This window comes from Longimicrobium sp. (assembly GCF_036554565.1).
Taxonomy (GTDB): Bacteria; Gemmatimonadota; Gemmatimonadetes; order Longimicrobiales; family Longimicrobiaceae; genus Longimicrobium.
On record NZ_DATBNB010000677.1, the window covers coordinates 1 to 18956 of the forward strand.

An 18956-nucleotide genomic window follows, 5' to 3' on the forward strand; every position below is an offset into this window, starting at 1 on the left:
GCGGCAGAGGAGCAGGCCGAGGCGCTGGTGCTGCGGGGAGAGCTTCGCTACTACCGCGGCGAGTTCAACGGGGCCATCGCCGACCTGGGCAGCGCGCACCGCCTGTTCACCGCCGTCCGCGACACCGCGCAGCAGCGGTACGCGCTCAACGCCATCGCCAACCTGTACGCCGACAGCCGCGTGGCCCAGTACGACCGCGCGCTGGAGTACTACCGCCAGGTGCTCGCGTCGCACGAGAGCGCCGGCAACCTGCGGGGCATCGCCACCTCGTACTACAACCTGGGCAGCACCTTTCAGCAGATGGGCAAGCTGGAGGAGGCGCTCGCCCACTTCCGACGCGGGCTGGCGATGGACCGCCGCCGCAACGACCCCGCCGAGGTGGCCACGGACCAGCGCGCCATCGGCGAGGTGCTGTACAAGCTGGGGCGCCCCGCCGAGGCGCTTCCCATCCTCGACGCGTCGCTCGGGTACTTCCGGCGGGCGCGGGATGAAGAGGCGGCCGCACACGTCCGGCTGACGCGCGGCGTCACGCTCCGCATGCTCGGCCGGGCAGACGAGGCGCTGGCCGACCTGGAGGCGGCGCGCCAGCGGTACGCATCCACCGACAACCGGCGCTACCTCGAGAAAGTGCACGAGGAGCGGGCGATGGCGTTCGCGGCCGCGGGCGACTGGCGCCAGGCGTACGAAGCGCGCACGGAGCAGCTGGCGCTTCAGCGGGAGCTGAGCGAGCGCGGGCGCGAGGAGCAGACCTCGCGGCTGCGCGTGCAGTTCGATGCGGAAAAGAAGGAGGAGGAAAACCGCGCGCTCCAGCGCGAGAACGATCTGCGCGGCCAAGCGCTTGCGGCGGGAGCGCGCGCGCGCCGCCTGCAGGCCGCCGTGCTGGTGCTGACGGCCATCGTCATCGCCGCGCTCGCCCTGCTCATCAGCCGGCAGCTGAAGGCGTCGCGCCGGCTGCGCATCACGTCTCTCACGGACGAGCTGACGCGCCTTCCCAACCGCCGCCGCCTGCTGATGGTGGCCGACGAGCAGGTGAAAGCCGCCCGCGCGGGGGGAACGGGGTTCGGCGTGCTGGCGCTGGACATCGACCACTTCAAACGCATCAACGACGAACTCGGCCACGACGTGGGCGACGCCGTGCTTCGACGCGTGGCGGAGGTGCTGCAGGGGTCGCTGCGGGATGGCGACCACGTGGGCCGCACAGGGGGAGAGGAGTTCGTCGCCATCCTTCCCGGCGCCGCGTCCGGCAACGCGGCCGAGGCCGCCGAGCGCGTGCGCCGCGCCGTGGAGCAGGCGGCCTTCGCCGAACTCCATCCAACCCTCTCGGTGTCCGTCAGCGTGGGGGCCACCGTGTGGCATCCGCGGGACGGCTCGTTCGCCGCTACCTGGAAGCGCGCCGACGAGCAGCTGTACCGCGCCAAGGCCGCGGGGCGCAATCGCGTGGAGGTGGACGCGCCGTAGTCCGACCATGGGCGAGCGGATACGGCGGCATGCCCCCGGTCCGCCGGCTGCTTCCCTACGGGCCTGGAGCGGGATCAGAACCGGTCACGGCCCCGGTGTGCTCCCGCGCGTTACGGTGGGAACGCCGCCCACTGGCCCTGCCGGGTGATGATGGCCGGCACCTGGCTGTAGCTCACGGCGACTCCGCCGGCATCCGGGGAGCCCATCAGGTCCCAGATCTGGACTTCGAAATCGACGCACCACAGGCGGCCCTCGGTATCCACGGCGCAGGTGCGTACGCCGCCGCCCGACATCCGCACGAAGGTGGGAGGCGTGACGCCCGAGCTGAAGCCGCCACAGGTGTCACCACCGCTGCCGAGGCGGAAACATTCCACCCTGCCGGCGGCGACGTCCACCGCGTTCGCGGCCCTGCCGACCGGAACGGAGGTCCGCGTCATGTTGCGGAACGTTCCCCAGCACTCTCCCAGCCCGCCGACGGTGATGGCGCAGGTGCCGTTGTCCCCCGCCACGATCCGCTGGTAGGTCCGTCCGCCGAGGACGGGCGTGGGCGACTGGCGCGCGGTCAGGTCGCCCACGCCGAGCGCGCCCGTATTGTTGCGGCCCCAGCAGAATGCCTGTCCGGACGCGGTCAGGCCGCAGGCGAAGGAGCGGCCCACCGTCACCTGCGTGAACCCGGGGTTCGCCTGCAGCTTGGTGTGGGTTGCCCCCGCGCCCGGAAGGGTGCCCTGGCAGTAGGTTTCTCCCCCGGTGGTCACCCCGCACGACGCGTCGTAGCCGCGTGAGAAATCGGTCCACACGTGGCCGCCGGGCACCAGGCCGTCGGTGCCCGTTCCCGTGCACCACGCGTCGCCCTCGGTGGTCAGGGCGCAGAACCCGATCTCGCCGGTGAGGGATTCGGGGCGGAAGGTGAGGGGAGCCGGGGCCACCGAGGCCACCTTCGCCGTGTCGGCCAGCGATCCGAAGGCCGCGACCACGTACGTGACGCCCGCGGAGCGCCCCACCACACGCACCCCGTCGTACGCCGAAGCGGTGTCCGGCTCCACCACCGCGATCGCGGTGTCGAGCGTTCGCCACTGGATGGCCGCGTCGTAGGGACTGCCGGCCGGGTCGGTGTGAAGGACGGTGCCCAGTGAATCCAGCAGCACGGAGGTGGGCCGGGCCACCACGCCACCGTCCGCGGTCACGCGGACCGAGTCGGGGCTCACCACCAGCCGTGCCGGCACCGGCGCGATCACGAGGGTCGCGGTGTCGGCCAGCTCGCCGTACCGCGCGGAGACGAGTGCGCTTCCCCCCGTCCCGCTCGTGGTCACCAGCCCCGCCTGGGTCACCGTCGCCGGCCCGGAGACGGTGGTCCACACCACCCCGGACACCGCGATCACGTTTCCGCTGGTGTCGCGCACGGTGACCGTCAGTTGCACGGTGCCGCCCACGACCGTCACGGTGTCTGCCGAAGGGGTGACCTCGAGGCGCTCGAGGCTGCCGCCCAAGTCCGCGTTCACGTAAGTGGAATCCGCCAGGTTCCCGGTCTGCGCCACGATCCAGGTAACGCCCAGGCCGGCGGCGGTAACCAGGCCCGTGGAATCGACCGAGGCGATCCCCCCGTTACGGGAAACCCAGGTGATCCGCTTTCCGGCGATGGGTGCCCCCGCGGAGTCCCGCACCTCCGCGATCAGCCGGGCCGTGTCGCCGTACGCACCCAGGCGAACGGTTTCGGGAAGCACCGACAGGCTCGCCGCCACCGCCGAATCCGCCTGCGCCGTGAAGACCGCCGCAAGCCCGGCGGCGGCCACCTGGAACCGCTGTTCGCCCGACTGCGGCCCCAGCACGGCGGACGCCTGCGTGTAGCCGGCCGAATCGGTCGATGTGCCGCCGTTCACGCTGCCACCCCCGGAAACCACCGTCCAGGCCACGGCGGCGTTCGGCACGCCGTTGCCGCTGCGGTCCACCACCCGGGCCACCAGCGGCGCGGGGAGAGGCTGGCCCGCCCGGGCGCGCTGGGCGTCGCCGGACGCCTTCACGAGCTGCGACGGCGCCCCGGCCGCGACGGTGGTGCGGAAGACGACCGTGGCGCCCGACTCCGTGCCGGCGCGCAGCGTCTGCGTGCCCGGCGCCACTCCGCGCGTCCACGTGGCGCTCGCGCCTCCGGTCCCGGTCACGGATTCCGCGGGGGTGACCGAGCCGCCGCCGTCCACGACCGTCCACGAGACGGCGACGCCGGTCACCGGCCGCCCCGCCGCGTCGCGGGCCTCCACCGTCACCACCTGGGCCGATCCCGCGGTGTCCGCCGCCACGTCGCCCGCCGTCTTCACCAGCGTGAGGCCTGCCGAGGTCGCGGTGGCCGTGAACCGGGCGGAGAGGGTGCCCGCCGTCGCGGTGAGCTGCTGGGCGCCGGCCGCCGGGGCCAACGTCCACGCCGTGGAGGCATTCCCCGCCGCGTCGGTGGTGGAGGTGCCGGGAGCAGCGGTTCCCCCCTGCGCCGGGCTCCATGCGACGGCTACGCCCGCCACGGGGTTGCCCAGCGCGTCTACCACGCGCACGGTCAGCGGCTGCGGGAGCGCCGAACCCGCGGGCGCCTCCTGGCCCTGGCCCCCGACGACCTGCAGGGCCGTGGCGACCGCCGCTACGCCCACCCGCGCTTCGCCGGCGGCGGAGTCCACCACGGCACGGATGACGGCCGTGCCCGCGGTCAGCGCCGTCACCCGGCCCAGGCTGTCCACCGACGCCACCGACGGCGCCGAGCTGGACCATGCGGCGGAGCGACCCTGCAGGACCGCTCCCGCCGCGTCGCGTGCCGTCGCCCGCAGCGTGGCGGTGTCGCCCGTGGCGAGCGCCAGGCTGTCGGGAGCCACGGCAACGGTGGCGGCGAGCACCGGGAGCGGCTGGCCGATGGGGAACTGCGACACGTCGCGGTCCACCGTGTAGCTCAGCCCGATCAGCGCGTCGACCGCGGTGATCTGCCCGTCCCCGTTGTTGTCGCCGTTCGGCATGATCCGGAAGCCGGCCGGCAGGGGGCGCCCCACCGTGTGCGACAGGATGGCCAGGGCGTCCAGCGCGGTGATCTGCCCGTCCTGGTTTACGTCGCCGCGCAGGGCCGGCGCCGCCTGCCCCGCAACGGGGGCGGCGGTGCCGGACACGAGCGCCAATGCAAGCGCGAAGGCATATACGAGCGGGCGGGGCATGGCGGAGATGGGCTGCGGGAGAAACCAGCGAGGCCGGTGCGGCCGCCGCCGGAGGATCTGGCGCGGTGGCTACGGGGCCGAGCGCGACAGCCGCGGCTGGGCCGAAAGCTGCCGGATCCGGGGCTTCAGGTCGGTGAAGCCTTCGCTGGCGACGAGTTCTTCCAGCGACAGCTCGAAGGCCTCCGCCGTGACCGGGGCACGGGTGCTGAACCGCAGGGAAAGCACCGCCCCGCCGTCGATCCCTTCCATGGAGATTCCCGCGAACCGGATGGTGCCGGCCTGCGGCTCGTTGGCCGCACCGGTGATGCCCCGCGGAATGCTGGACGCCTGGAGCGTGTAGCGCCCCGCATCGTACTTCAGCTGGCCCTGGTAGCTCCCGATGCGCTCGGCGACCTGCACCCGCTGCAGGTGAAGCTCCACCGTGGCCTCGCCCTCACGCTGGCCGGCCAGCACCAGCACCGGGTGGATGCCCGCCTCCTGCACGGCCGGCTTCTCCGGGTCGGGCCCCTGTCCCGAGCCCAGCAGGTCGCCGCAGCCCAGCAGGGTCCCCAGCCCGATCCCCATCGCCGCAAGGGCCAGCCGCGTGCGGCCGGTCCGGAACACTCCGTTGGTCATGACGAAACTCCTGTGGATGAACTGAACCTGCTCAGGGCGCCACCACGAGAACGCGGCCGCCGGCCGAAAGCGGGATGCCGTACGCCGCGAACCCGGTGCTCGCGGGCGGTGCCGTCCAGGTGAGCGAAAAGGCGCGCTCGGCGCCGGGCTGCGCGCCAGCCGCCACCTGGAAGGTCAGGGTGACCAGCGTGGGCCGCGGCGTGTTCTGCGGCTCGGTCGCCGCGAAGCTGAACTTGAAGACACCGGGGGTGGGCACGTGCGTGGCCACGGACCCGCTCACCCCCGCCTGGGCCGACTGGAAGACGAGCACCGCGGGGTCGTACCGCAGGTCGAACTGCGCGGCCCCCAGGTCGCCCGCGGCGCTCACCCGCGAAAGGTCCAGCACCACCGGGACCACGACCGTCTGGCCGGCGCGCGCCGCCAGCTTCGGCTGGCCGCCGGCAAAGGCGGTGGCGAGCAGCCCCGACGGGCCCAGCACCGCGACGAGCGCGGTGTCCGCGGCCCCGTTCACCTGCGCCGCGACACCGGCCAGCCCCGCCGCCACGCCGCGCACGCTCCCGTCCGCCCCCACCGTGGCCACCGCCGCGGCGGTCGTGGTCCAGGTGGGCCGCGGGTCGGGGATCGCCGTGCCGGCCGCGTCGAAGGCCGCCGCCGCCAGCGGCGCGGTCGCCGTGGCGTCCACCACCAGGAACCGGGGGGTGACCAGCACCCGCGTGGCGATCCGCGCGGCCACCGTCACCTGCGCGGAGGCGCTGCGCCCCTCCACGGTGGCGGTGATGGCCACCGGCCCGCCCGCCGCCACCGCCGTCACCACCCCCGACCCGTCGACCGACGCGACGGCGGGATTGGCGCTGCTCCACGAAACGCTGCGCCCGGCCAGCACGGTGCCCCGGGCGTCGCGCACGGTGGCCGCCAGCGTTCGCGTGGAACCCTGGTCCAGCTGCACGGACTCGGGTGAAACCGTCACCGAGGCGGCGGCCGCGGGGGTCACCGTCAGGGTGAACGTCCCTGACGTGCCGGAGCCGGTTTCCGTGGCCGTGATTACCACGTTTCCGGGCGAAACGGCGGTCACCAGCCCGGTCGCGCCGACCGTCGCCGCGCCGCTTCCGCTGGCCCAGGTGAAGGTCTTTCCGGCCACCGGCGTCCCCGCGCGGGTCAACGCGGCGGCCGACAGCTGCAGGGTAGCGCCCGCCTCCACCGCGGTCGCGGGGGCCGTGACGGAAACCGCGGCCACCCGGGTGTCGGGGCCGGAGGTGTCCCGGCAGGCACCGCCGGCCAGCAGGAGGATGGCCGCGGCCACCGCGGCCGCCCCCCTGGCGAGGGGCGCGCGCGAGGTCCATGCGCGCACATTGCGTCGGATTGCGGAAAGGCGCATTCGGTGGGGAAGAAAGCGTGGGGGTGGCGCACGCGATGGGTGCCCTCAATGATACCCCCAGGGCCGGGCAAGCACAAGCGTGGCAACGGTTTTCCGGCGTTGGCCGCCGACGTCGCCCTAGCCGCCGTCGCGTCCATGAGCAGCACTCATTGCGCCGCCGCGCGTGACTAGTCTCCGCAGGGCGCGAGCCTTGCACGGGGGGTGCGCCACCGAGTCATATGGCGCTCGCGCCAGTATTTTGTTCACCCGCGCCCCGCGGCCCATGTCCACACGCCAGCCGCTTCCCGACGACGACGAGACGGGGGGCCTTCTGCGCGCCATGCAGCAGCGCGAAGATTGGTTCCGCGCCGTTTTCGAGGGCTCGGCCATGGGCATTGCGGTAGTCGACATGCAGGGCCGGGTGATCGAGGCGAACACGCCGTTCCAGCGCATCGTGGGCCGCACCGCCACGGAGTTGAAGGACACCCCGTTCGTGGACCTGGACCACCCCGACGACCGTGAGCGCAACCAGGCGCAGTTCAAGCGCCTGGTGTCGGGGCACATTTCCAACTACCAGATGGAACTGCGCTACGTGGACCGCGCCGGGGAGCCATTTCCGGTGCGGCTGACCACGTCGGTGGTTCGCGCCGCGGACGGACGGGCGCGCTTCTGCGTGGCGATGGTCGACGACCTGACGCAGCGCACCCGCGCCGAGGCGGACCGCGAGTTTCTGGAGGAAAGGCTGCGCCACCTGGCGCTGCACGACCCGCTCACCGGGCTCCCCAACCGCGTGCTGCTGGCCGAGCGGATGACGGAGTGCGTCACCTCGCTCAAGCAGGAGCCGGGTTCGCACTGCGGGGTGCTGTTCCTGGACCTGGACCGCTTCAAGAACGTCAACGACTCGCTGGGCCACGGCGTGGGCGACGAGATGCTGCGGCAGGTGGCCGTCCGCCTTGCCACCTGCGGCCGCCCGGGCGACACCGTGGCGCGCTTCGGCGGCGACGAGTTCATCATCTTCCTGTCGCGCGTCACCGGGCGCGACGAGGCGCTGGCGGTGGCGGCCCAGGTGCGCGAGGTGCTTTCGGCGCCCCTGGAGCTGGGCAGCTACCGCACCTACACCAGCGCCAGCATCGGCATTGCGCTCACGGAGTCGACGGACGAATCGCCCGACGAGCTGCTGCGCAACGCCGACATGGCCATGTACCATGCGCGGGCGGTCGGCGGCAGCCGCACGGCCGTGATCGACTCGTCCATGCACAAGGCCGTGCTGGAGCGCCTGGGGCTGGAGAACGACCTTCGCGCAGCGCTCACCCGCAGCGAGCTGAGGCTGTTCTTTCAGCCCATCGTTTCGCTGCGCACGGGCGAGGTGGTGGCGTGCGAGGCGCTGGCGCGGTGGGAGCACCCCATCCACGGCCGCGTGCCGCCGGACCGCTTCATCAGCCTGGCCGAGGACACGGGGCTCATCGGCCCGCTCGGCTCGTGGGTGCTGGGCGAGGCCGCGCGGCAGCTGGCCGAGTGGCGCGCCACGCTTCCCCTGGCCGCCAGGCTCGAGGTGACGGTGAACCTGTCGCCCGCGCAGCTGCGCGAGCCTGGCCTGGTGGACGAAGTGGCCGACACGCTGGGCGAGCACGGCCTGCCTCCCGCCGCGCTGAAGCTGGAATTGACGGAAAGCTCGCTGGTGGAAGACCCCGCGACGGCGGCCGGCGTGCTGCGCGCGCTCAAGAAGCGCGAGGTGCAGGTGTACCTGGACGACTTCGGCACCGGCTACAGCAGCCTGAGCACCCTTCACCGGCTGCCGCTGGACGCGCTGAAGATCGACCGGTCGTTCGTGGCGGGAATGGACGGCGGCACCACGGGGGCGCACAAGGGCGCCGAGATCGTGCGCACCATCGTGGCCCTGGCCCGCAGCCTGGGCGTGCGCGTCGTCGGCGAGGGCGTGGAGTCGCACGAGCAACTGGCGGCCCTGCACGCCCTGGGATGCGACTTCGCGCAGGGCTACCTGATCTCGCCGCCGCTCCCGGCGGACGAGTTCGCCGAGTCCTTTTTGACGGGCGATCCGCCGCTGGCGTGGCGCGAGGGCCACCGCTTCCTCTAGAATCACCTCGCGGCGAACCCTGCGCCGCGAGGCCCCGTCCCGCGATCCATGACCCGACCTCCCCAGCGCGCCACAGCCTTTGCGCCGGCCAGCGCCAGCAACCTGGCCGTGGGCTTCGACATCCTGGGCCACCCCGCCGGGCCCACGGGCGACCGCGTGACGGTGACGCGCCGGGGCGAGCCGGGAGTCGTCATCACGGGGATATCGGGCATCGCCGGCCCCCTGCCGATGGACCCCGCCGCGAACACCGCCACGGTCGGGCTGGTGCGGATGCTGGATGACGTTCGGCCGGGATTCGGGCTGGAAGTTTCGATCGAGAAGGGCATTCCGCTGGGCTCGGGGACGGGCGGATCGGCCGCGTCGGCGGTTGCGGGAATCGTCGCGGCGAATGCGCTGCTGCCGGAGCCGCTGGAGCCCGCGGCGCTCTTCCGATACGCCTTGATGGGAGAAGCGGTGGCCAGCGGCGCCGTCCACGGCGACAACGTGGCCCCGTGCCTCTTCGGCGGCCTGGTGCTCGTCCGCTCCGCCGAGCCGATGGATGTCGTCGCGCTTCCCGTACCCGCCACGCTGCGCTGCGCGATGGCGCGCCCCCACCAGCGGCTGGACACGCGCGCCGCCCGCCAGGTGCTTCCGCCCGCGTATCCGCTGCACGACGTCATTCGCCAGACGGCGAACCTGGCGGGCGTGGTCGCCGGCTGCTGCACGGGCGACCTGGAGCTCGTCGGCCGCTCGTTGCGCGACGTGCTGATCGAGCCGCACCGGGCCGCGCTGATCCCCGGCTTCTACGAAGTGAAGGAGGCGGCGATGAAGGCGGGGGCGCTCGGCTGCTCCATCTCCGGCGCTGGCCCCAGCCTGTTCGCCTGGTGTGATGGCGATGCGATCGCGGATGCGGTGCGCGGTGCGATGGTTGGCGCGTTCGCCGCGCGCGGGGTGGCGGCGGATGGATGGACGTGCGCGGTCGGGGGCCCGGGTGCGCGGGTGGAGGAGGTCGCGTGAGATACGTCAGCACGCGCGATCCGTCTCACGCTGTTTCGCTCTCCGCGGCCATCGCCCGCGGGCTGGCGCCGGATGGCGGCTTGTACGTCCCGGAGCAGTTCCCCACGATCGATCCCGCCACGTTCGGCCCGGACGCATCGCTGCCACACGTCGCCGCGCTCCTGCTCGCCCCATTCTTCGCGGGCGACGCGTTGGAACCGGAGCTGGGCGCCATCTGCCGCGAATCCCTCTCCTTTCCCGTGCCGCTGAAGGACCTGCGCGAGGGGACGGCGGTGTTGGAGCTGTTCCATGGGCCCACCGCGGCGTTCAAGGATGTCGGCGCGCGGTTCCTGGCGGCGTGCCTGTCGCGCATCGCCGCGGAAGACGAGCGGGCGCTGACCATTCTCGTCGCCACCTCGGGCGACACCGGTGGTGCGGTCGCGGCGGCGTTCCACGGGCGGCCGGGGGTGGAAGTGGCGGTGCTCTATCCCGCCGGGATGGTGTCCGCCCGGCAGGAGAAGCAGCTGACGGCGTGGGGCGGCAACGTGCGCGCGTTCGCGGTCCGCGGCGACTTCGACGCCTGCCAGCGGCTGGTCAAGGCCGCGATGGCGCACCCGGAGCTGCGCGCGCGGCGGCGGATGTCATCGGCGAACAGCATCAACGTGGGGCGCCTGCTGCCGCAGGTGGCGTACTACGCATGGGCGTCGCTGGAGTATCGCCGGCGGCACGGCGCGGACCCGGGCTTCATCGTCCCCTCGGGCAACCTGGGGAACGCCGCCGCGGCGTCGTGGTCGCGCCGCGTGGGGATGCCGGTGCGCGAGGTGGTGCTGGCGACGAATGCCAATCTCGCGATCACCCGCTTCCTTTCCGGCCAGCCGTGGTCCCCGCAGCCGACCGTCTCCACGCTGGCGACGGCGATGGACGTGGGCAGCGCGAGCAACATGGAGCGCCTGCTGCACCTGTTCGGCGGCGAGGAGGGGACGCGCTCCGCCCTGCGCGCGTTCCTGGTGGACGACAACGAGATCCGCCGCGTGATCCGTGAGGGGCCGGGCACGTGGGGCGAAGTGTGGGATCCGCACACCGCCACGGCCGTCGCAGTCCGCGAGCGACTGGAAACGCGCGACTGGATCGTGGTCTCCACCGCCCATCCCGCCAAGTTCGAGAGCGTGGTGGAGCCGCTGATCGGCCGCGAAATCCCGATCCCGCCGGACCTCGCGCACCTGCTCGACCGCCCCTCCCACGCGACGCCCATCGAGCCCGACCTCGACACCTTCATCGCCGCGCTCGAAGCGCCTTGATACGTCGGTGGCCGAGCGCCAGATTGAGTCGAGGTCACACGGGAGGCATGATGATGATCAAGAACGACCGCGACGACGCTGCTCCTCATCAGGACGAGAGAGCGTCCGCTGACGAGGAGCAGGCGTTGGAGGCTCTACGAGGGGACCTGCGCGCAATCCAAAGCAGCTACGTCAGTCTTCCAGTGCTGGACGACCGGCACGCGGACGAGATCCTCGGGTACGACGAGCACGGGTTGCCCACGTGCCTTCTACGGGGCGATAGTGCCGGCGCGCTGATCCGCTACGGCGCGCATTTCCGGGCCGGCGTCTCGCATGGACGCCGGCTTTCGTGTACCTTGCAGCGCATGCAAGTCGTGAGTACAGGCTGAACTTCCGCACTCACGCACCAACGCACTCACGCACTTTCGTACCGACGTACTTTGAATATGCAAGCCTCCGAGCGCGACCAGGTGCTCCGCCGCGTCGCCGCCGCGCTGACCCTGGTGCTTCACCCCACGACCGGCGACGACGTGGTGTCGTCGGGCCGGGTCCGCGAGCTGGACGTGCTGGAAGACGGCACCGTGCGTTTCAAGTTCGCCCTGCAGGCCGACGACCCCGGCACGCTGGTGCGCCAGGCGCGCGCCGCCGCCGAGACGGTGGAAGGCGTCACCAAGGTGAAGATCGACATCGCCCTTCCCGCCGCCGGCGCGCCGCAGAAGAAGGGGGCGCTGCGGGCCGGCAACGTTCCCGCGCCCACGCCCAACCCCAACCTGATCCCCGGGGTGCGGCAGATCATCGCCGTCAGCTCGGGCAAGGGCGGGGTGGGCAAGAGCACCGTGGCGGTGAACGTGGCGGCCGCGCTGGCGAAGTCCGGCCGGCGCGTGGGGCTGCTGGACGCCGACATCTACGGCCCCAACGTGCCCATCATGTTCGGCGAGAGGCGCAAGCCGTCCGTCGTGGGTCCCAAGGGCAAGGAAAAGATGCAGCCGCTGGAAGCCTACGGCGTGCAGCTGATGAGCCTTGGATTCCTGCTGGACGCCGAGCAGCCCGCCATCATGCGCGGGCCGATGATCGCGGGCATCCTCAAGCAGTTCCTGAGCGAGGTGGAGTGGGGCGAGCTGGACGTGCTGGTGGTCGACATGCCGCCGGGCACGGGCGATGCCCAGCTCTCGCTGGTGCAGACCATCCGGCTCGATGGAGTGGTGATGGTCACTACGCCGCAGGACGTGTCGACGGGCGACGTGCTGCGCGGCATCAAGATGTTCGAGCGCACCAACACGCGGGTGCTGGGCATCGTCGAGAACATGGCGGGGTTCATCTGCCCGTGCTGCGGCCAGCGCTACGAGATCTTCGGCCGGGCGGGCGGACAGCGGCTGGCGGAGCAGACGGGGCTGGAGCTGCTGGGCGAGGTGCCGCTGGAGATGATCGTACGCGAGGGCGGGGACGAGGGGGTGCCCGTGGTCATCGGCCATCCCGAGTCGCCCTCGGCCATGGCCCTGCGCGCCCTCGCCGACACCGTTGCGTCGCGCCTGGAGGCCTTGGTTCCCGCGGCCATCTAAACCCCTGGAATCACGCGGAGGCGCGGAGGGCGCGGAGAGCTGCGGAGGTGTGTCTCCGTCTATCTCCGCGCCCTCCGCGCCTCCGCGTGAGACCTTCTGTTCGATCGGCTACGCGTGGTCCAACCAGCGCTGATCCGCGGAGGTGAGCACGCCGCGGGGACGTCGGGCCGAGCGCACCAGCTTCACCGCGATCCACGCCACGAACACCAGCGCCGCCACCTTGGCCGCCAGCACCGCCAGCCCCACCACGATCCCCACGATGGCGCCCACGATGGCCAGCGCCACCATCCCCAGCACGGCCGCGACCACCAGGCCGACCAGTCCCTCGATCATCGTCGTGTCTCCGTGAAAGAAGCGTTTCAGGCCGTGTGCGCGCTGCCCGTGCCCAGGTCGTCCATCCCGTCCCAGCCGCGCCGGTAGCCGCGCTCGCGCCAGGCGCGAACCGCCACGATCAGCACCGCCCCCGCGCCCACGCTGGCGGCCAGCCAAAGCACCGTCCCCGCGAGCATCCCCACCAGTCCCCCCACCCAGCCGATGAAGGGCGTCATCACCAGCACGTTGCTCACGAGCAGCGGCGCCAGCAGCACCACGAGGCCGGTGACCAGGTACGAGTACGCGTTGCGGTGGATGGGCTCGTACGATCCGCTCCGCTCCGCGGTGCGCTCGCCCAGCGCGTGCGCCACCGCCAGGATGCCCACGCCGGCCAGCGCGCAGAGCACCGTCCAGAACAGCGGCACGAACACCAGCAGCAGCGGGATTCCGATGATGGTCAGCGCCAGCGCCGCGATCCCCGCCAGGAAGGCCGGAAGCGCCAGCACGTTGGCCGCCAGCCCGATGCCCCCCGCCGCCAGCGGCGCGCGCCGCACCACGTCGCTCGCCTGCTCCAGGTACGAGCGGCCGTAGAAGGTCAGCGCCAGCCCCAGCCCCCCCAGCACCAGGCCGAGAGACAGCGTCCGCACCAGCCCCGCCCACCCCTGGCCCAGCGCGCCCAGCCAGCCGCGCCGCATGTGGATGGCCTGCGTGGCGCCCGCGGCCTTGGAGCGCGGCGTGCCCTCCTGCACCTTGCCCAGCACGCTTCCGCCGTTGTTCACCAGCTTGCCGCCGGTGACCACCGCGTCGCCGTAGACCACGGCACCGCGCTCCAGTACCAGGTTTCCGGCGCCCACCACCGCGTCGCCGTGAATTTCGCCGCTCACCGTCAGCGAGCCGTTGGCCACCACCACGTCGCCCTCGATCACCTCGTCGGCGCCGATGGAGCGCTGGCCGCTGAACCACACGCGGTCGCCGTGATGGAGGGTGCGCCCCTCCAGCCCCGTGTGGGGGTGCCCGGCGGGAGCCTGCGCCGCCAGCCCGGGAGCGAACGCCAGCCCAAGGGCCAGCGCGGCGCGCGTGATCAAAAGGTTACGCATGGATCATCCCTCCCGTGTGCGGCGTGCGGAGCAGGCGCGCCATCGCCCAGGCCGAAGCCGGGATGGCGGCCAGCAGCACCAGGAGCAGCACCGGCACCCCGCCCGCCGTGGGGCCGGGGATGGCCGCCAGCGCATCGGCGCCCCACTGGAACAGGCCGGTGCGGATCAGCGTTTCGGTGCCCTCGGAAAGCAGGTTCCACGACACGTCGCGCGCCCAGCCGCGGACCGCGTTCCACAGCGAGCCCATGCCGGTCACGGGGTCGCCGCCCATCCATGTGCCCAGTCCCGCCAGCACCGGCAGCGGCACCAGCACCAGGGCCAGCAGCATCATCCATCCGCGCCGGGCGCGCGGCGCGGTGCGCTCCTCCTTGGCCGGCACCGCCGCGGCGGCCGGGGCCGCCTGGGGCTGCACCACCACCCGCGACATCACCAGGTCGGCGAAGCGGGGCGAGGGCTCCAGCTGGGGAAGCGCGGAAAGCGCCGCGAGCAGGGAGCGTGCGCTCTCCAGCTCCGTCGCGCAGTGCGCGCACCGGTGCAGGTGCTGCTCGGCCAGGGCCCGTTCCACGTGGGAAAGGCCGCCCTCGGCGAGCTGCTCCAGCGTCCAGTATGGCAGGTGTCCGGTTGCGTCCGTCACGATGGCCTCTGATCTCGTTCGGTCCGTTGCATGATAGGAGTACGGAGCCGCCGGCTCCGGAGTTTCAGCTGTCGATATACCGAATTCAACGCTACACCCGCAGGTGCTGCAGCGTGTCGCGCAGCTCGTTGCGGCCGCGGTGGATGTACGTCTTTACGGTGCCCAGCGGCAGGGCCATGATCTCGGCGATTTCCTGGTACTCGCGCCCTTCCACGTGGCGCAGCAGGATGGCGGCCCGGTACTCCGGCCGCAGCTTGCCGATGGCCTGCTCGATCTCTTCGCCCAGCTCCTTGGCCTCCAGCAGCTCCTCGGGATTTTCGTCCTCGGAAACGATGGTGATGGCCGAGGCCTCCATCTCGTCGCTGGTCACCGCGTTGCGCGAGCCGTCGATGGACACCGTCTTCAGCTCCTTCCGGCGGATCCAGTCGATCGTCAGGTTCGTGGCGATCTTGAAGATCCAGCTGCTGAACTTGTAGCGCGGATCGTACCGCCCGATGTGGTTGAACACCCGGACGAACGTTTCCTGCGCAAGGTCCTCCGCCTGCTCCCGGTCGCGGATCATCCGGAAGATGATGGAAAACACCGGCCGCTGGTAACGGTCCAGCAGCTCTCGATACGCCTTCTCGCTGCCCAGCTGGGCGCGAGTGACGAGCTCGTGGTCGGATACAGGTGTTGCGTTCACCGCTTGTATTTGTGGGTCCGAAAAGAATCAGACTCGGAGGGGCAGTACGCGCGGGCCGGGCGCGAGGTTTCAATCCGCGCCGCAGGCTTGCTCGCGGCTTGGGGGGGCGGCTACTTTCACCGGCCTGTATTCTAAGTTGCACAACGGATTTACGACATGCCGAGCACCCCTGCGCCGCGTACGGCGCTTCCCGCTCCGGGCCACAAGGCGGCCCACGTGCGGCAGATGTTCAGCTCCATCGCGCCCAGCTACGACCTGCTGAACCACGTGCTGTCGATGAACATCGACCGCCTGTGGCGCGCGAAGGCGGTGCGCCGCCTCGCCTGGGAACGCGCGCCAAACGGCCTGTACCTGGACAACTGCGCCGGCACAATGGACCTGGCCGTGGCCCTGGCCGGCCGCAAGGGCTTCGGCGGGCGCGTCGTGGGGAGCGACTTCACGTACGAGATGCTGGAACGCGGCGTGGCGGCGGGAAAGACGCGCGGCGCCGCCGTGGCCCCGGCCTGCGCCGACGCCCTGTCGCTGCCGTACCCCGACGCTGCCTTCGAGGGCGCCACGGTGGGGTTCGGCGTGCGCAACCTGGCGGACCTGGATGCGGGGCTGCGCGAGATGGCGCGCGTGCTGAAGCCCGGGGCCCGCTTGGTGATCCTGGAGTTCACCACTCCGTCGTGGCAGCCGTGGCGGTCGGTGTACCTGTTCTACGCCCGGCGCATCCTTCCCGTGGTGGGCGCCATGATCTCGCGCAACCGCAGCGCGTACACGTACCTGCCCGAGTCGGTGATGGAGTTTCCGCCGCCGCCGGAGCTGGCGCGCAGGATGGAGGCGGCCGGCTTTCGCGGGGTGAAGTGGGATACGCTGTCGGGCGGCATCGCGGCGATCCATTACGCGGAGCGGGCCGGGTGACGCTCTTTCGGGTGATCGCGGCCACGCTGCTGCTGAGCTTCTTCGGGTGCTGCGTCGCCTCGGCGGTGCTGCAGGTGGTGGCGTGGCGGCACGTGCGGCCGGGGATCGGGCCGTCGGTAAAGGGCATCTACAAGCCCGACGACATGCTCGACGAGGTGGGCATCCGGCAGATGAAGCTCGCGCGCTGGCTGCTGATCGTGGGTGCGGCGGCGTTCGTTTCGCACATCGTGGTCCTGCAGCTCGGAGTACGGCTTTCGGGGTAGCAAGGGCGCGCACGAGGGCACCGGACACACGAAAGCGTGCAGTCCACGAAGGTGGACATCGTGTGGTTGTTGCAGCGAATTCATTCGCCCGTGGGGGACTGCACCGCCAGCTGAGGGACCGAGTCTCAGGATTGGTGACCGCTACCGCGCCCGAGTTGAGAGGTGGCCTCTGGCTAGATCCTTCGGCCCGCATGGTGCCGGTGTACGGGCAGGTACGGTGCGCTTGGGCCTCAGGATGACAGGCTTTGGCGCGGTATCGGCCGGAGCGCGGTCGAATTCTCCCTTTCCCCCGCTTGCGGGGGAAAGGGCCGGGGAGAGAGGGCTGCCAGGGGCATGCGCCTAGCCAGCCGAAGTGCACCCACGGTCAGCCGAACCCATAGAGTGAGAAGTAGAAGTCGATGATCTTCCAGAACCTGCGGGAGTTCCTTCGCTACCTGGACCGCACGGGCCAGCTCGTGCGCGTGCGCGAACCGGTGTCCGTCGACCTGGAGATGGCGGAGATCACCGACCGCACCATGAAGCTTCCCGGCGGCGGCCCCGCGCTGTTCTTCGAGCGGCCCGTGCTCATGGACGGCAGCGAGAGCGACATCCCCGTCGCGATCAACGTGTTCGGCTCGTGGCGGCGCATGTCGGCCGCGCTGGGCGTAGACGACGTCGAGGTGCACGCCCGCCGCATCGCCGAACTCATCAAGCCCGAGGTGCCCAAGGGGCTCTGGGGCAAGATGCAGATGCTCCCCAAGCTGATGGAGCTCACCAAGGTGCCGCCGCGGCCGTACAAGGGCGCCCCCCCGTGCCAGCAGGTGGTGCTGCGCGAGGGCGAGTTCGACCTGACGAAGCTGCCGGTGCTCAAGACGTGGCCCCAGGACGGCGGCCCGTTCATCACCCTGCCCATGGTCATCACGTCGGACCCCGACACGGGCGTGCAGAACATCGGCATGTACCGCATGCAGGTGTTCGGGCCCACGACCACGGGCATGCACTGGCAGCAGCACAAGGGCGGCGCCGCGCACTACCGCGCGTGGAAGCGCGGCCCCGGCGGACGCATGCCCGTCGTCGTCGCCATCGGAGGCGATCCCACGACCATGTACACGCCCAGCGCGCCCCTTCCGCCGGGCATCGACGAGTACCTGTTCGGCGGCTTTCTGCGGCGCGAGCCGGTGTACACGGCCAAGGCGGTGACGTGCGACCTCACCATCCCCGCCGAGGCGGAGATCGTGCTCGAGGGCTACGTCGACACGGGTGAGGAGCTGGCCATCGAGGGCCCCTTCGGCGACCACACCGGCTTCTACACGCTCGAAGATCCGTATCCCGTCTTCCACGTGACCACGGTGACCATGCGCGAGGATCCCGTCTATCCCGCCACGCTGGTGGGCCGGCCGCCGGTGGAGGACGTGTACCTGGGCGGCGCCACGGAGCGGATCTTCCTGCCGCTGGCCAGGCTGACGATCCCGGAGATCGTGGACTACCACATGCCGCCCGAGGGCGTGTTCCACAACCTGGTGTTCGTCTCCATCAAGAAGGACTACCCGGGCCAGGCGTTCAAGGTGATGCACGGCCTGTGGGGAATGGGGCTGATGTCGCTCGCCAAGGTGATCGTGGTGGTGGACGAGTGGATCGACGTGCGGAACGTGCAGGAGGCGTGGTGGTACGCGCTGGGCAACATCGATCCCGAGCGCGACGTGCGGTTCACCAAGGGGCCCATCGACGACCTGGACCACGCGTCGCAGATCCCCTCGTTCGGCAGCAAGATGGGGATCGACGGCACCAGGAAGTGGGCGCAGGAAGGATTCGTGCGCCGCTGGCCGGAGATGATCGAGATGGACGCGGACGTGAAGACGTCCATCGACCGCCTCTGGCCCCTGCTGGGCATCAAGCCGATCGACTGACACGCGGGAGCTCTCGATGAAGCTGAACCTGCCGAACGAGAAGATCGCCGAGTTCTGCCGCAAGTGGAACGTGACGGAGTTCGCGTTGTTCGGCTCCGTGCTGCGCGACGATTTCCGGCCGGACAGCGATGTCGACGTACTCGTAAGCTTCCTCTCCTACGAGTCCACGCCGTCGTTGTTCGAGCACATCGATATGCAGGACGAACTCGAGTCGATTTTTGGGCGCCCGGTCGACTTGGTGAGTAAGAGAGGGGTCGAGAAGAGCGAGAACCGCTTCCGGAGAAAAGCCATTCTGGATTCGGCACGAGTTGTCTATGCTGCTCCGTGATCTCGGCTGGGTCGAGGATATCCTGATCGCGGCTCGCAAGGTCACGCGCGCCACGGCAGGTCTGACGCGCGAGCAGTATGAATCGGACGAGTATCGGGTTCTCGCCGTGGAGCGTCTGTTGATGATCATCGGGGAGGCGGCAAAGCAGGTTTCAGCCGAGTTGAAGAACGAGCATCCCCACGTTCCCTGGCGTCACATGGCCGGGATGCGCGACATGCTGATCCACTCCTATCGGAAGATCGATTCGGACGAGGTCTGGAAAGCAGCCGCTGTTTCGGCACCCGCGCTGATCCGCGCGCTGGAGCCGCTGATCCCGCAGAATCCTGACAACGAAAGCAG

At 71.1% G+C, this 18956-nt stretch carries 18 protein-coding genes; 11 read left to right on the forward strand and 7 right to left on the reverse strand.

Annotation, left to right across the window (positions count from 1 at the left end; translation table 11 throughout):
• The coding region (locus VIB55_RS18820) for a GGDEF domain-containing protein (protein WP_331878213.1) at nt 1-1458 on the forward strand (1458 nt) is incomplete at its 5' end.
• 110 nt (nt 1459-1568) lie between these two features.
• Here VIB55_RS18820 and VIB55_RS18825 read toward each other — a convergent pair.
• The 3 genes from VIB55_RS18825 to VIB55_RS18835 form a co-directional block, all read right to left on the reverse strand.
• Complete coding sequence (locus VIB55_RS18825; protein ID WP_331878214.1) at nt 1569-4637, reverse strand: Ig-like domain-containing protein; 3069 nt, start codon at nt 4635-4637, stop codon at nt 1569-1571.
• A 69-nt stretch (nt 4638-4706) separates the two neighbouring features.
• A complete protein-coding gene (locus VIB55_RS18830) occupies nt 4707-5252 on the reverse strand; it encodes a hypothetical protein (protein WP_331878215.1) in 546 nt (181 codons plus the stop codon).
• Nucleotides 5253-5283: 31 nt separating this feature from the next.
• On the reverse strand, nt 5284-6627 hold the full coding sequence (locus VIB55_RS18835) for an Ig-like domain-containing protein (protein WP_331878216.1): 1344 nt from the start codon (nt 6625-6627) through the stop codon (nt 5284-5286).
• A gap of 262 nt (nt 6628-6889) precedes the next feature.
• Between VIB55_RS18835 and VIB55_RS18840 the strand changes: the two genes are divergently transcribed.
• Genes VIB55_RS18840 through VIB55_RS18860 form a run of 5 tightly spaced genes read left to right on the forward strand, consistent with a single transcriptional unit; the run spans nt 6890 to nt 12512 of the window.
• Nucleotides 6890-8701, forward strand: coding sequence for a putative bifunctional diguanylate cyclase/phosphodiesterase (locus tag VIB55_RS18840; protein ID WP_331878217.1), 1812 nt, complete (start codon nt 6890-6892; stop codon nt 8699-8701).
• A 48-nt stretch (nt 8702-8749) separates the two neighbouring features.
• Entirely contained in the window at nt 8750-9697 is a 948-nt protein-coding gene (locus tag VIB55_RS18845) for a homoserine kinase (protein WP_331878218.1), read from the forward strand.
• The gene (thrC, locus tag VIB55_RS18850) at nt 9694-10974 is read left to right on the forward strand and encodes a threonine synthase (RefSeq protein ID WP_331878219.1); all 1281 of its coding nucleotides are present in this window, start codon (nt 9694-9696) and stop codon (nt 10972-10974) included. The genes VIB55_RS18845 and thrC overlap by 4 nt, the downstream gene beginning before the upstream one ends.
• A 47-nt stretch (nt 10975-11021) precedes the next feature.
• A complete protein-coding gene (locus VIB55_RS18855) occupies nt 11022-11342 on the forward strand; it encodes a hypothetical protein (protein ID WP_331878220.1) in 321 nt (106 codons plus the stop codon).
• Between the two features lie 57 nt (nt 11343-11399).
• Entirely contained in the window at nt 11400-12512 is a 1113-nt protein-coding gene (locus tag VIB55_RS18860) for an Mrp/NBP35 family ATP-binding protein (RefSeq protein WP_331878221.1), read from the forward strand.
• A 108-nt stretch (nt 12513-12620) separates the two neighbouring features.
• On the opposite strand, the gene VIB55_RS18865 is transcribed toward VIB55_RS18860, so the two are convergent.
• The 4 genes from VIB55_RS18865 to VIB55_RS18880 form a co-directional block, all read right to left on the reverse strand.
• The gene (locus VIB55_RS18865) at nt 12621-12845 is read right to left on the reverse strand and encodes a hypothetical protein (RefSeq protein ID WP_331878222.1); all 225 of its coding nucleotides are present in this window, start codon (nt 12843-12845) and stop codon (nt 12621-12623) included.
• 26 nt (nt 12846-12871) lie between these two features.
• Nucleotides 12872-13921, reverse strand: coding sequence for a polymer-forming cytoskeletal protein (locus VIB55_RS18870; protein ID WP_331878223.1), 1050 nt, complete (start codon nt 13919-13921; stop codon nt 12872-12874).
• A complete protein-coding gene (locus tag VIB55_RS18875) occupies nt 13914-14555 on the reverse strand; it encodes a hypothetical protein (protein ID WP_331878224.1) in 642 nt (213 codons plus the stop codon). Before VIB55_RS18875 ends, VIB55_RS18870 begins: the two co-directional genes overlap by 8 nt.
• 91 nt (nt 14556-14646) lie before the next feature.
• A complete protein-coding gene (locus tag VIB55_RS18880) occupies nt 14647-15237 on the reverse strand; it encodes a sigma-70 family RNA polymerase sigma factor (RefSeq protein ID WP_331878225.1) in 591 nt (196 codons plus the stop codon).
• Nucleotides 15238-15393: 156 nt separating this feature from the next.
• Between VIB55_RS18880 and VIB55_RS18885 the strand changes: the two genes are divergently transcribed.
• The 5 genes from VIB55_RS18885 to VIB55_RS18905 all read left to right on the forward strand — a co-directional run.
• Nucleotides 15394-16140, forward strand: a complete 747-nt coding sequence (locus VIB55_RS18885) for a ubiquinone/menaquinone biosynthesis methyltransferase (protein ID WP_331878226.1) — start codon at nt 15394-15396, stop codon at nt 16138-16140.
• Nucleotides 16137-16403: a hypothetical protein gene (locus VIB55_RS18890; RefSeq protein ID WP_331878227.1), complete on the forward strand. Its 267-nt coding sequence runs from the start codon at nt 16137-16139 to the stop codon at nt 16401-16403. The genes VIB55_RS18885 and VIB55_RS18890 overlap by 4 nt, the downstream gene beginning before the upstream one ends.
• Before the next feature lie 398 nt (nt 16404-16801).
• On the forward strand, nt 16802-18289 hold the full coding sequence (locus tag VIB55_RS18895; RefSeq protein WP_331878228.1) for a menaquinone biosynthesis decarboxylase: 1488 nt from the start codon (nt 16802-16804) through the stop codon (nt 18287-18289).
• Between the two features lie 16 nt (nt 18290-18305).
• Nucleotides 18306-18617, forward strand: coding sequence for a nucleotidyltransferase family protein (locus tag VIB55_RS18900; protein WP_331878229.1), 312 nt, complete (start codon nt 18306-18308; stop codon nt 18615-18617).
• The coding region (locus VIB55_RS18905; protein ID WP_331878230.1) for a DUF86 domain-containing protein at nt 18604-18956 on the forward strand (353 nt) is incomplete at its 3' end. The genes VIB55_RS18900 and VIB55_RS18905, both read left to right, overlap by 14 nt.

What these genes read in the sequence shown, in the direction of transcription:
- VIB55_RS18895 (WP_331878228.1), top strand. Translation starts at nt 16,802, where the DNA reads ATGATCTTCCAGAACCTGCGGGAGTTCCTTCGCTACCTGGACCGCACG.
- VIB55_RS18830 (WP_331878215.1), bottom strand. Translation starts at nt 5,252, where the DNA reads ATGACCAACGGAGTGTTCCGGACCGGCCGCACGCGGCTGGCCCTTGCG.
- VIB55_RS18825 (WP_331878214.1), bottom strand. Translation starts at nt 4,637, where the DNA reads ATGCCCCGCCCGCTCGTATATGCCTTCGCGCTTGCATTGGCGCTCGTG.
- VIB55_RS18865 (WP_331878222.1), bottom strand. Translation starts at nt 12,845, where the DNA reads ATGATCGAGGGACTGGTCGGCCTGGTGGTCGCGGCCGTGCTGGGGATG.
- VIB55_RS18900 (WP_331878229.1), top strand. Translation starts at nt 18,306, where the DNA reads ATGAAGCTGAACCTGCCGAACGAGAAGATCGCCGAGTTCTGCCGCAAG.
- VIB55_RS18870 (WP_331878223.1), bottom strand. Translation starts at nt 13,921, where the DNA reads ATGCGTAACCTTTTGATCACGCGCGCCGCGCTGGCCCTTGGGCTGGCG.
- VIB55_RS18860 (WP_331878221.1), top strand. Translation starts at nt 11,400, where the DNA reads ATGCAAGCCTCCGAGCGCGACCAGGTGCTCCGCCGCGTCGCCGCCGCG.
- VIB55_RS18835 (WP_331878216.1), bottom strand. Translation starts at nt 6,627, where the DNA reads ATGCGCCTTTCCGCAATCCGACGCAATGTGCGCGCATGGACCTCGCGC.
- VIB55_RS18855 (WP_331878220.1), top strand. Translation starts at nt 11,022, where the DNA reads ATGATGATGATCAAGAACGACCGCGACGACGCTGCTCCTCATCAGGAC.
- VIB55_RS18840 (WP_331878217.1), top strand. Translation starts at nt 6,890, where the DNA reads ATGTCCACACGCCAGCCGCTTCCCGACGACGACGAGACGGGGGGCCTT.
- VIB55_RS18885 (WP_331878226.1), top strand. Translation starts at nt 15,394, where the DNA reads ATGCCGAGCACCCCTGCGCCGCGTACGGCGCTTCCCGCTCCGGGCCAC.
- VIB55_RS18845 (WP_331878218.1), top strand. Translation starts at nt 8,750, where the DNA reads ATGACCCGACCTCCCCAGCGCGCCACAGCCTTTGCGCCGGCCAGCGCC.